This window comes from Clostridium sp. AF19-22AC, assembly GCF_003479085.1.
Lineage (GTDB): Bacteria > Bacillota > Clostridia > Lachnospirales > Lachnospiraceae > Faecalicatena_A > Faecalicatena_A orotica.
Genome location: NZ_QUGN01000037.1, coordinates 25191 through 38054 on the forward strand (window position 1 = coordinate 25191; position 12864 = coordinate 38054).

At 44.7% G+C, this 12864-nt stretch carries 11 protein-coding genes; 8 read left to right on the forward strand and 3 right to left on the reverse strand.

The genetic code is table 11. From position 1 onward, the window contains the following. The first annotated feature begins 116 nt into the window (after nucleotides 1-116). The 4 genes from bilS (at nucleotide 117) to DWX43_RS25545 (ending at nucleotide 2625) form a co-directional block, all read left to right on the forward strand. Nucleotides 117-623: a flavodoxin family protein BilS gene (gene bilS, locus DWX43_RS25530; RefSeq protein WP_118622764.1), complete on the forward strand. Its 507-nt coding sequence runs from the start codon at nucleotides 117-119 to the stop codon at nucleotides 621-623. Beyond that, nucleotides 611-1153 (forward strand): DNA-deoxyinosine glycosylase, encoded by a 543-nt coding sequence (locus DWX43_RS25535; protein ID WP_118622766.1) that lies wholly within the window; start codon nucleotides 611-613, stop codon nucleotides 1151-1153. Before bilS ends, DWX43_RS25535 begins: the two co-directional genes overlap by 13 nt. 144 nt (nucleotides 1154-1297) lie before the next feature. Continuing rightward, a complete protein-coding gene (locus DWX43_RS25540; RefSeq protein ID WP_118622768.1) occupies nucleotides 1298-1924 on the forward strand; it encodes a GTP pyrophosphokinase in 627 nt (208 codons plus the stop codon). A 134-nt stretch (nucleotides 1925-2058) separates the two neighbouring features. Beyond that, nucleotides 2059-2625 carry a nicotinate-nucleotide adenylyltransferase gene (locus tag DWX43_RS25545; protein ID WP_118622770.1) on the forward strand — a complete coding sequence of 189 codons (567 nt, stop codon included), beginning with the start codon at nucleotides 2059-2061 and terminating at the stop codon, nucleotides 2623-2625. Between the two features lie 108 nt (nucleotides 2626-2733). Here DWX43_RS25545 and DWX43_RS25550 read toward each other — a convergent pair whose 3' ends face one another. Next, nucleotides 2734-3393 (reverse strand): hemolysin III family protein, encoded by a 660-nt coding sequence (locus DWX43_RS25550; RefSeq protein ID WP_109732388.1) that lies wholly within the window; start codon nucleotides 3391-3393, stop codon nucleotides 2734-2736. Between the two features lie 294 nt (nucleotides 3394-3687). Here DWX43_RS25550 and uxuA point away from each other — a divergent pair, with 294 nt between their 5' ends. The 4 genes from uxuA to uxaC all read left to right on the forward strand — a co-directional run bounded on the left by uxuA (nucleotide 3688) and on the right by uxaC (nucleotide 8935). Then, the gene (gene uxuA / locus DWX43_RS25555) at nucleotides 3688-4755 is read left to right on the forward strand and encodes a mannonate dehydratase (protein WP_118622784.1); all 1068 of its coding nucleotides are present in this window, start codon (nucleotides 3688-3690) and stop codon (nucleotides 4753-4755) included. 2 nt (nucleotides 4756-4757) lie between these two features. Further along, the gene (locus DWX43_RS25560) at nucleotides 4758-6371 is read left to right on the forward strand and encodes a mannitol dehydrogenase family protein (protein WP_118622772.1); all 1614 of its coding nucleotides are present in this window, start codon (nucleotides 4758-4760) and stop codon (nucleotides 6369-6371) included. A 98-nt stretch (nucleotides 6372-6469) separates the two neighbouring features. After that, on the forward strand, nucleotides 6470-7495 hold the full coding sequence (locus tag DWX43_RS25565; RefSeq protein ID WP_118622774.1) for a sugar kinase: 1026 nt from the start codon (nucleotides 6470-6472) through the stop codon (nucleotides 7493-7495). 27 nt (nucleotides 7496-7522) lie between these two features. Then, nucleotides 7523-8935: a glucuronate isomerase gene (gene uxaC / locus DWX43_RS25570; RefSeq protein WP_118622776.1), complete on the forward strand. Its 1413-nt coding sequence runs from the start codon at nucleotides 7523-7525 to the stop codon at nucleotides 8933-8935. A 72-nt stretch (nucleotides 8936-9007) separates the two neighbouring features. Here uxaC and DWX43_RS25575 read toward each other — a convergent pair whose 3' ends face one another. Both DWX43_RS25575 and DWX43_RS25580 read right to left on the reverse strand, forming a co-directional pair. Continuing rightward, nucleotides 9008-11278 carry a glycoside hydrolase family 2 TIM barrel-domain containing protein gene (locus tag DWX43_RS25575; protein WP_118622778.1) on the reverse strand — a complete coding sequence of 757 codons (2271 nt, stop codon included), beginning with the start codon at nucleotides 11276-11278 and terminating at the stop codon, nucleotides 9008-9010. Nucleotides 11279-11408: 130 nt separating this feature from the next. Then, a complete protein-coding gene (locus DWX43_RS25580; protein ID WP_118622780.1) occupies nucleotides 11409-12647 on the reverse strand; it encodes a helix-turn-helix domain-containing protein in 1239 nt (412 codons plus the stop codon). Nucleotides 12648-12864: the final 217 nt, after the last annotated feature.

Consider the following 12864-nt stretch of genomic DNA (forward strand, 5'->3'; position numbering starts at 1 on the left):
GGTGATGCCGTGCCGGAACCAGCTGACGCGGGGCTGTTGTATTTTGACAGCATGAAGAGTATAATAGTGGGAATATAAAAGACGAGCAGATGATTCACACAGAGAGGAGAATGGCTATGACATATGCAGTAGTGTATAACAGTCTCACAGGAAATACGGAAATGCTGGCTGAGAGAATCCGGGAAGCATTGGGGGAAGAGGACTGCGTCTATTTCGGAGGCGTGCCGGAGGCGGTTCCCGATGCAGACGTTGTGTTTGCAGGGTTCTGGACAGATAAGGGTATTTGCAGTGAAGATATCGGGGAATTTATAGAAAAGCTGGAAGGCAAAGAGATATTTTTGTTCGGGACCGCCGGATTCGGAGGTTCAAAAGAATATTTTAACCAGATAATGAACCGGGTATCAGCATTTGTACCGGAAAGTGGTATATTAAAAGGAAGTTTCATGTGTCAGGGACGGATGCAGGACAGAGTGAGGCAGCGCTACGCGGCCATGCAGGAAAAAGACCCGCAGGATGAGAAGATAAAGGCAATGCTTGATAACTTTGACAGGGCACTGTCCCATCCGGATGAAGAAGATCTGACGGCCCTGGAAGGAGAAGTCAAGAAAATATGGAAGGTGTGAGTCAGGTAACACATGAATTTGAACCGGTTTTTAATCAGGATTCCAAAGTTCTGGTACTGGGGACATTTCCCTCGGTCAAGTCACGGGAGAACCAATTCTACTACGGCCATCCTCAGAACCGCTTCTGGAAGGTCATAGCAAGACTCACGGACAGTGAAGTCCCGGAAACGATAGAAGAGAAAAAGGCCTTACTCTTAGAACACGGCATCGCAGTCTGGGACGTCATCGCCAGTTGTGAGATCAAAGGCTCCAGCGACAGCAGCATCCGCAATGTCGTGCCTGCTGACTTAAACCGCATCCTAAAAGAATGCAATATCAGGCGGATTTACGCCAATGGCAGAACGGCAGAAAAATTGTACGAAAAGTACAGCAAAAGCCGGACCGGAAGGGACATAACAGGGCTTCCCTCCACGAGCCCGGCGAATGCCGCATACTCAATAGACCGGCTGATGGAAAGCTGGGGGGAGATCAGGAAATTCATAGGGGTCAGACCCCTTTGCGGTCCGTTTTCAGAAGATTCAGATTATTAGCCCTTACATGAATTTAACATGATGCTAACTATGCAGTGATAGATGTATGTTTCCGTGGTTGTTAACATATATTAGTAAAAGACTGTATTGTGTATGTTTGGTATATTGTATGCCCAAATTAAGTAGAGAGAAGTTAGTGTCTGAATGAAAAAGGAAAGTAATAAGTTAAAGGAAAATCTGGTCAACAGTGATTTCAGCGTGAAGGGTGAATGTGCGATCAGCCTGATTCTGACAAAGCTGGATATTATTAACATTGAGCTGTCCATGATTCTGGACCGCAATGTTATCCAGATGAAGACAGGGCGGATGAAGTCTTACGAGAGCACGTGCAAGAAGATGAAGAAAAAAGGACTGGAGAAGAACTTTTCGAATGCGCTTGAGAAAATCAATGACCTGATCGGCGTCAGGGCAATCTGTTCTTATGTGGATGATATCTACCGCATAGCGGAAATTTTGTCGGAACAGAAGGACGTTAAGATTGTAAAGGTTAAGGACTATATCAAAGATCCGAAATCTTCCGGTTACCGGAGTCTTCATATTATTATGGAAATCCCCATCGGGTTTCAGGGCGGAACGCAGTGGATGAAGGCAGAACTACAGCTTCGTACTGCGGCAATGGATTACTGGGCGAATCTGGATCATCAGCTGAGGTATAAAAGAGGACGCAAAGAGGCAGAAGTAATCGACGAAGAACTGAGGGCATGCTCAGACATTATAGGGACCCTTGACAGGAAAATGCTGGAAATCAGGAAGAAGATTGATAAGATATAGGAAATCATAAGGAAATCTTAACGCCCGTTTATTTGCTTTCTTTAGAAATCTGTATTATACTTGTATTTATTGACGCACCGGACGGTCACAATCGGAAGAATGTCTGGTGAAATACAGGAGAGGAGCCTGAGGGAATGGTAGAGACAGGGGTTATACATGGAAGATTCCAGATCTTTCATTTAAAGCATATGGAATATTTACTAGCCGCAAAGATGAGGTGTAAAAAACTGTTTATCGGCATCACACATTCAGACATTGTGGCATATGCGGCAACATCGGATCTGGATATGCACGGTACTACAAAAAGAGACAATCCGCTTACTTACTTCGAGCGTTTTGAAATGATACAGGGTGCTCTGGCGGATTTCGGCGTAACGAGAGAAGAATATGAGATTATCCCATTTCCGATCAGCCAGCCGGACCTGATCCCACAGTATGTTCCGAAAGGTGCCACCCACTATGTGAGCATCTGCAGTGAGTGGGATGAAGAGCAGCTCAGGATACTCGAGGATCTGGGGCTTAAGACAGAGGTACTCTGGAAAAAAAGTCCGGAAGAAAAGGGGATCACTGGGACTGATATAAGGAAATTCATCGCAGAAGAAAAAGAATGGAAACAATACGTTCCAAAGACAGTCAGTGAATATATCACAAAGAATGAGATAGAGACACGGATACGCAGCCTGAATTACTTGTACGAGTAATCTGGGAAAATAAAAGTGAAGCCGGCATATAGAGAAACCGCAGGATTTGAGGTCCCGCGGTTTCTTTTTATGTTGGCTTCTTTTGTCTGCCTTCATTTATGGAAGAATTTATGGGAGAAGGAATGCATACATGAGTATGAAGTGGCACGCGCTTCCGCCCATCACAAACAGGTGAAATATCTCATGGCTCCCGAAGTTTTTATGTTTACTATCAAAAATCGGTACCTTCAGTGCATAGATGATTCCCCCAACCGTGTATATAATCCCTCCGGCAAGCAGCCATAGAAATGCCGGCCTGGACATGTTATTCAGCAGTTGTGTAAATGCAAGTACACACGTCCATCCCATCCCGATATACAGCACAGAAGAGACCCATTTCGGACAGAATACCCAGAATGCTTTTATCAGGATACCAACGATTGCGATTCCCCAGATCACCCCAAGCAGGATTTTCCCCGATCCGGGATTGAGCACGAGCAGACAAATTGGTGTGTAGCTGCCGGCAATTAAGATGAAGATCATCATGTGGTCAATCTTTTTAAGTATCGTATTTACTTTTTCTGATAAATCGAACGTATGGTAAGTGGTACTTGCTGCGTACAATAAAATCAGGCTTGCCGCGTAGATGGCAAGAGAGATAATGTAAACCCTGCCTGGTTCATGTGCAGCTTTTATCAATAGTGGAATGGCGGCAAATATTGCCATCAGCATTCCGATAAAATGTGTGATTGCGCTTCCGGGATCTTTCAGTAATTGTTTTTTGTTCATAATGATACGCCTCCTAGAAAATGAAAACCTTGCATGTAGTTTTAAAAACTACGTTTAGTATATGCATATATTACAACGATTATAACTAAATTGCAAGTGCTTCCTTTGAAGAACAAAGGATTTTTCGTGTTAAAAATTGCCAAAAAACTTCAATTCACAATTTTTGCAATGTATACAACAACTCTGCCAATTGGATTTTTTCAGGGAAGATTTATAATAAACTTAACAAGTAAAGAACAGGCACAAAAGGAACTAAAAAAGCCTCAGAATGGGACGAAAAAGGAGAACAATATGATGGAAATGACATTGAGATGGTACGGTTCAAAATTCGACACGGTAACACTGAAACAGATCAGACAAATCCCGGGAGTAACCGGAGTGATCACAACATTGTATGATACAGCACCGGGCGAAGTCTGGAGCAGGGAACGCATCCGCGCAATGAAAGATGAGGTAGAGGCAGCAGGACTTCGTGTCGCAGGAATCGAGAGTGTGAATGTACACGATGCGATCAAGACAGGGGCAGCTGACCGCGACCAGTATATTGACAATTATATCGAAACACTGCAGAACTTGGGTGAAGAAGATATCCACCTTGTATGCTATAATTTCATGCCGGTATTTGACTGGACACGTACAGAACTCGCAAGAGTGAGACCGGACGGATCTACTGTTCTTGCATACACGCAGGAGGCAGTCGACGCGCTCGACCCTGAGAAAATGTTTGACTCCATTGCAGGGGATATGAACGGAACTGTGATGCCGGGATGGGAGCCGGAGCGTATGGCCCATGTAAAAGACCTTTTTGCAATGTACAAAGACATCGACGATGATAAACTGTTTGAAAACCTGAAGTATTTCCTCGAAAGAATCATGCCGGTATGTGATAAATATGATATCAACATGGCAATCCACCCGGATGATCCTGCATGGAGCGTTTTTGGACTCCCACGTATCATTATTAACAAGACAAACATCCACCGCATGATGAATATGGTAGATAACCCGCACAATGGTGTAACATTCTGTTCAGGTTCTTACGGAACAAACCTGCAGAATGATCTTCCGGACATGATCCGTTCACTGAAAGGGAGAATTCATTTTGCACATGTCCGCAACCTGAAATTTAACAGCCCGACCGATTTCGAAGAGGCGGCACATCTGTCAAGCGACGGAACATTCGACATGTATGAGATCATGAAAGCACTGTATGAGATCGGATTTACCGGACCGATCAGGCCAGACCACGGACGTATGATCTGGGATGAAGTAGCAATGCCGGGATACGGACTGTATGACAGGGCATTAGGGGCAGCTTATCTGAATGGATTATGGGAAGCAATCGAGAAAGGAGCAAGATAGTTATGAAATTAAATGAAAAAGGTCTTGAAAATAAAGCACAGTGGGAAGCAGCAGGGTTTCAGCTTCCAAAGTTTGACCGAGAGGCTGTAAAGGCGGCTACAAAAGAAAATCCTTTCTGGATTCACTTCGGGGCAGGCAATATCTTCCGCGCATTTCAGGCAAATGTAGTGCAGAACCTGCTGAATGAAGGGGCGCTCGACAGAGGTCTGGTTGTGGCAGAGGGATTTGACTATGAGATCATTGAGAAAATGAACCGCCCTCATGATGATTATTCCATTCTTGTAACCCTGAAAGCGGACGGAAGTGTAGAAAAAACAGTCGTAGGAAGTGTCATGGAATCCTGCATTCTAGATTCAGAAAATGATGCAGAATTCGGACGCTTAAGAGAGATCTTCAGCAAAGATTCCCTCCAGATGGCAACTTTTACAATCACGGAGAAGGGATACAGTCTCGTTAACGGAAAAGGCGAACTTCTTCCGGCAGTGGAGGCAGATTTCAATAATGGCCCGGAGAAGCCGGCAAGCTATATCGGTAAAGTTGCATCCCTTTTATATACACGTTACAAAAACGGCGGGAAGCCGATCGCTATGGTGAGTATGGATAACTGTTCACACAACGGGGATAAGCTGTACGCCGCAGTGAATACTTTTGCGGAAAAGTGGACCGCTAATTCGCTTACAGACGAAGGATTCCTTCAATATGTCAATACAAAAGAGAAAGTAACGTTCCCGTGGACCATGATCGACAAGATCACACCGCGCCCGGATGCCTCCGTAGAGGAAATCCTGAAAAAGGACGGCGTAGAGGAACTGGAAGCTGTTGTTACATCTAAAAACACATATGTTGCACCATTTGTAAATGCAGAGGAATGTGAATATCTTGTCATCGAGGATGCTTTCCCGAACGGACGTCCTGAGCTGGAAAAGGGCGGTCTGATGTTCACGGAACGTGAGACAGTAGACAAAGTTGAGAAAATGAAAGTCTGCACATGCTTGAATCCGCTCCATACTGCACTTGCTGTATTCGGATGTGTACTCGGATATGATCTGATTTCGAAAGAAATGAAAGATGATACACTGAAAAAACTGGTTGAGGGCATCGGATATACAGAAGGACTGCCTGTTGTTATTAATCCGGGTGTTCTGGATCCAAAAGAATTTATTGATACTGTAATCAATGTGCGTATCCCGAATCCGTTTATGCCTGACACACCGCAGAGAATTGCAACAGATACTTCACAGAAGCTTGCAATCCGTTATGGGGAGACAATCAAAGCGTATGAGGCATCCCCTGAACGAAATACAGGTGACCTAAAACTGATTCCCCTTGTATTTGCAGGATGGCTGCGCTATCTGATGGCAGTAGATGATAACGGAAACGCATTCGATTTAAGTCCTGACCCGCTTCTGGATACAGTCTGCCCGTATGTTGCAGGGTTCAGACTTGGTGAAGATGCTGACGTTGAGTCTGCACTGAAGCCGGTTCTGGAAAATGAGAAGATCTTTGGCGTGAACTTATTCGAAATCGGCATGGCTGATAAAGTCTGCGGATACTTCCGCGAAATGATTGCCGGAACAGGGGCAGTGCGCGGGGTGTTGAATAAATACGTGAAATAGGGACGGAGAACTATCAGGTTGTATTGCATGGAATGAGGCTGTCACTTTAAGTGGCAGCTTTATTCAAAGGAACAGCGATTGTATGAAGGAGGGATTAGATGCAGAAAAAAGAGTTTGACCTGTTAGCACTCGGCGAGATACTGCTGAGATTATCACCGCCGGATAATGAACGGATTGTCAGGGGGGATGCCTTTCAGAAGCAGGTAGGGGGCGCGGAACTCAATGTTGCTTCCGGGGTATCTCTGCTTGGCCTGAGATCCGGTATTATTTCAAGGATACCGGATACGAGCATCGGCATTTTCGCAAAAAATAAAATCAGGTTCAGCGGGGTCAGCGATGATTACCTCGTTTATGACACCGGCAGGGATGCCAGACTTGGTGTCTACTACTATGAGAACGGCGCTTACCCGAGAAAGCCGGGAGTCGTATACGACAGACAGCATTCGTCAATGACCCGTATTACAGCGGAAGAATTTCCGGAAGAAATCTACGAGGCAGCACGCTGTTTCCACACATCCGGGATTACACTGGCGCTCAGCGGGCAGTGCCGTAAGACCGGCGTGGAAATGATCAAACGTTTTAAAGAACACGGGACACTGATCTCCTTTGATGTGAATTTCAGGGGAAACCTGTGGACAGGTGAAGAAGCAAGAGAATGCATCGAAGGCATACTGCCATATGTAGATATCTTCTTCTGCTCGGAAGATACTGCAAGACTGACATTCGGCAAGGAAGGGGATGTCAAAACGATCATGAAGAGTTTTGCGCGGGACTACCCGATATCAGTCATTGCATCGACTCAAAGAACAGTCCACAGTCCAAAAGTCCACAGCTTTACATCTGTAATCTATGACGCAGGGAAAGACCGTTACTATGAGGAGAAGCCATACAAAAATATCGAGGTGGTGGACCGGATCGGGAGCGGGGATGCTTATGTATCCGGTGTGCTCTACGGCCTTCTGTCAGAGAATGGGGACTGCGAAAAGGCACTGAAGTACGGAAACGCCAGCAGTGCGGTGAAGAACACGATACCGGGAGACATGCCGTCTCTGACATGTACCGAGATTCAGGATATTATAGACGATCATGAAAATACAGGTTACCACAGTGAGATGAAGAGATAATTATATAAGAAGAAATGGAGAACAGTTATGAAAAAATTCATGGATGACGATTTTCTGTTATCAACAGAAACAGCAAAGAAACTTTATCATGAGTATGCAGAAGTAATGCCGGTTCTGGATTACCACTGCCATATCAGCCCGCAGGAGATCTATGAGGACAGGAAGTTCGAAAATATTACGCAGGCATGGCTGGAGGCGGACCATTACAAATGGCGCCAGATGCGCTCGAACGGGGTAGAGGAGAAGTACATCACCGGAGATGCATCAGACCGTGAGAAGTTCCAGAAATGGGCGGAAACACTGGAAATGGCAATCGGAAACCCCCTCTATCACTGGAGCCATCTGGAATTGAAGAAATACTTTGGATATACAGGATATTTGAACAGCGAGACAGCAGAGGAAGTCTGGAATCTGTGTAATGAAAAACTTGCGCAGGACGATATGACTGCCCGCAATCTGATCAGACAGTCTGATGTTACACTGATCTGTACGACGGATGATCCGGCTGATTCTCTCGAATGGCATCAGAAGATCGCTACAGATGAGAGCTTTGATGTGCAGGTACTTCCGGCATGGCGCCCGGATAAGGCAATGAATCTGGAAAAACCGGACTACACGGACTATCTTAAAAAATTAAGTGAAGTAAGCGGTGTGGAAATTAACAGCTTCAAAGCACTGACAGATGCATTGAAGAAGAGACTGGATTTCTTTGAGGAAAATGGATGCAGAATATCAGACCACAGTCTGGAATACGTATTGTATGCTCCTGCATCTGACGAGGAAATTGAAGCTATTTTTGCAAAAAGACTGGCTGGGGAAGCGGTAAGCCGTCAGGAAGAACTGAAATTTAAAACGGCATTTATGACTGTGATGGGGAAAGAATATCATAAAAAGAACTGGGTTATGCAGATACACTACGGAGTAAAGCGGGACAATAACAGAAGGGTATTCGAAGCTTTGGGACCGGATGCAGGAATTGACTGTATTAATAACTATGCACCGTCCGCTGAAATGGCAGATTATCTGAATGCCCTTGCCAAGACGGATGAACTTCCGAAGACAGTCCTCTATTCTCTGAACCCGACAGATAATGCATCTATCGGTACAATTATCGGATGCTTCCAGAATTCTTCAGCAGTCGGAAAGATTCAGCAGGGAAGTGCATGGTGGTTTAATGATAACAAAACAGGAATGACAGAGCAGATGATCTCTCTGGCTAATCTGGGCCTTCTTGGAAACTTCATAGGAATGCTGACAGATTCCAGAAGCTTTTTATCTTACACAAGGCATGAATACTTCAGAAGGATCATGTGTGAGCTGATCGGGGCCTGGGTAGAAAACGGAGAGTACCCGGAGGACTATACAGCACTGGAGAAGATTGTAAAGGGAATATCCTATCGCAATGCAGTGAGATATTTCGGATTTGACTTAGAGATCTAAAAAATAGAAAAAGCAGCAATGAAAACAAGGGGTGCCGGATTTTCCGGCCCCCCCTTGTTTTATATGGTCTTCTTATTTCTTGATTTTCTGCAGTTCTGAATTGATATAGGAGATAATTGCCTCCCCGTCGACTCCTTCCTTTGCGGGAAGTTTTGAACTCATTCCTTCCAAAGTCTGGCTGCCCATGATTGCAAGCATGGATTTTTTTAGCTTCATGCCCATCATACTGCTGATGGAATTGACGAGTACTGAGCTTGCTTCATCATTTTTGAGGATGTCGTTCATCGTATCTTTAATGGAGAAATACGCTTCATCAAAGGTTAAAGGACGTTTCTGGGTTACGTCAACATCATCGAACCAGTTTGTTACACCTGTATCGGATTCGTCTTCAACCAGTACGTAAGGTGCATACGGCTCGGTTACTTTTTCGAAACAGGTAGTATCTGTAAGTCCGCCGGCTTTTGCTGTAATTGTTGTAAATCCGTCATTCAGGCTGACGTTTTCAAAGACAAATACATGGTCGGCCGATTTCTTTTCAACCAGTACGCCGTCTGCGAATAATTCAACTTCCGGGCTGTTACTGTATATTTTAACTGTAATCTTATCCTGTGCCCGCTTTGCATAGCGCTTGCTGCAGATATGCAGTACCGGGTTCTTGCTCCAGTATGACTGGTACAGGTAGAAGATGTCTTTCTTAACCTTGCGGTCCAGTGTGACAAGCCCCTTGTTATTCCGTCCTGCTACGCCGCCTTCATCTCTGGCGTCGCAGCCGAAGTCGAACATGTTCCAGATGTGCGTTGCCCACAGCCAGGGGCGTTCATTGATTATTTTCACCATGTGTTCATGGTACAGTGCCTGATATTCTTCGCTGTAATCACCAGCTTTAGGATCGTCATTGTGATACGTAATGATTCCTTCACAGCCATACTCCGAAATACCGAGTGCACGTCCGGGATGCATCGCGTGGAAAGCATCCAGCCATTTCTCATTGTCTGTCATTTTTCCCTGATACCATCCGAAATAATGGTTGTAGCTGAGTACGTCTGTGATCTGGTTCTGCTCGTCCTCCATAGAGAGCTGGGAAACCTGTGCCATCGTGGAAAGACGGCCCGGGTCCAGTTCATGTACAAGGCGGTTCAGGTCTTTTAAGTTTTCTGTCAGCTGAGGATTGGAGTCGCCTCCGATTGTAATCTCGTTGGAGATTCCCCAGAAACAGATGCTGGCGTGGTTATAATTCTGGAAGATCAGCTCCTTCATCTGGCTGATACAGTTTTCATGCGCTGCCGGAAGCGGGTTCATGGAAGAGATAAACGGTATCTCCGCCCAGATTACGAATCCCATTTCATCGCAGATATCATAAAAGTCCTGACTATGCTGATAATGTGCCAGACGGATTGTGTTGGCCCCGAGTTCCCGGATAAGCTGTGCATCTTCTAAATGCTCTTTGTAAGTCAGTGCGTTTCCAAGATCCAGACGGTCCTGATGACGGGATACACCGCGCAGAGGAGTGAGGACTCCATTCAGATAGAACCCTTTCTGGGGATCTACGGAAAATTCACGGAAACCATGCCTTGTGTGTACCTCGTCCAATACTTCATTATGACGCACCAATAATGCTTCTACACCGTAGAGATACGGATCTTCCACGCCCTGCCACAGATGGATGTCCGTCAACGTAATTTCGACGGCAGTATCTTTTTCGGCAGGCCTTGCGATTACCGCTGTTTCTTTTTTATCCTGGTCATAGATGGTAAAAAGAACCTGATCACTTTCTCCCGGATTTTCCACATAAGCATGCAGCGTTACTTTTGCCTGTTTTTCTCCTGTAATGGAAGAGGATACAATGAGCCCCTGTGAGCCGTAATAATCCAGATCGAAATGTGTCTCAGGCACGTAAATCAGATTGACACCCCGGTACAGGCCGCCGTAGAATGTGAAGTCTGCCATCTGCGGATAGATCTGGTCCTGATGCTCGTTGTTTACCATGATGGATAATATGTTTTCCTTATCTTTCAGATAGGACGTAATATCAGCGCGGAAGAGGCTGTATCCGCCTTCGTGTTCCACTGCTTTCTGACCATTTATATAGACTTCGCAGGCAGAAGAAGCAGCCGGGACTTCCACATATACACGTGCTGCAGGTTTTCTTCCGGCTAGATCCAGTTCCTTTACATACCAGCACTTTCCCCGGTAGAAGTCGGCTTTGCCATCCTGTCCGTCATACCGGTTCCAGGAATGCGGCAGGGTAACAGTCTCCCAGCTTTCATTAAGTGTAACAGGAACATCTGTCTGCGGTTCCTTTGTAAAAAGCCAGTTTGTTTCTAATTTCATGTAATTTCGCATTTCATTTCCTCCATTTACTATTGTTAACAATTTTTATAATCTTATTTATGGCTATTCTAGCATTTCAGAACGAAAGCTGTGAGTAGAATTATTATGAAATATCGTAATATTTTTGCGCATTCCCTAATATCTACGCTGAGTAAGGCGCTACGCTTTCGCGGTATTCTTTTGGCGTCTTCTGCACATATTTTTTAAACGTTTTCGTAAAGTAGTTTACATCCGGGATACCGCAGTACTGTGCGATTGTCTGTATCTGCATATCTGTGGAATTTAGAAGGAAGACTGCATGTTCCACTCGTTTCCGGCTCACATAATCGGTCAGGGTAGTCCCGGTTTCTTTCTTAAATAATGTAGAAAGATAGCTGGCATTCACATTCAGTAGGTCAGCCTGTGTTTTGAGGCTTAAGTCTGCGGTGAGGTCAGAATCGATTCTGGTCAGAACTTTTCTAATAAGAAGAGAGTAACCCTTCATGGAATGGTTTTTAACAAGCAGGCAGTATTTTCTCACCATTTCCTGATTTAAGGCATATGCTTCCTCTGGGGAATGGATCAATTCAATCTTCTTTGCAAATTTAGAAGTAAGACTGTCAATATGGAGTGGGTGTACGGCTCCGGCTTCGGCCCCTTTCCTTAGAAGCGTTTTTAAAATGATACAGTAATTTTTCAGATTGCGGACCGGGTCGGCTATCCGGTCTTCCATTCCCTGGTTTGCCGTGTTAGAGATCATCATTTCGGCTTTATGTACAAGTCCCTGTGAAACTGCCTGTATCATCCTGTTTTCAGCGGCATACCGTTCTTCCATGATCTGCATGCTGATAAGCGGTTCCTCAGTGTCCTTAAAATCAGGTCTGGAGGCAACCGGCTCATAATCCTGCGGAAGGCTGCGCTCAATATATTCCACAGAGAAATGATCCAGACTTCCCCAGATAGTTTCCCCGAAGGTATTTACAAGGGCAAAGATTGTACTTTCGTCAGGAATCAGGGGCAGATCCGAGTAATACTTTTCCAGCTGCGGGAACAGTGAAGACGGAATGGAAAGTTTTTCGGCACAGTTCAATATAACACGGAGTGGATGTTCCACCTGTGTATACGGACCTATGATCAGACATTGGTCTCCCTCTGTCTCCGGCAGCCTGAAAAAGATATAACTGCACAGATATTCATCAGAAACGCGGTAAATGGTATTGGGCTTCGTGTCGGCCAGACGTTCATGGAATAGTCTGGAATAGTCGGATTCAGAATAGATCAGCTTTCTAAGGCCTGAGTCGAATACAGGGATGTCAGGTTCACTTGAATTTAAAATATTTGTATTCAGGTGAAAATTTCTTAAAAGTTTTCTGAAAAAAATTAATTCCGCTTCGTAATGCATAAAATTCCTCCTTATACTAACTATATTTTAACAGTTTATACGTTGCGTCAATCGTAATATTATCGCATGTTTTAGTATAATTTTTGGGGGAATTCAATATACCGTAAAAAAAAAGACGGAAATTAACAAAAAAATTCCTCACTGTAAAATGAGAATTCGATTAGAATGTCCAATATAAAGAAGTCCAGCTAATAAATGTCAATAGTTAAATGAAAAA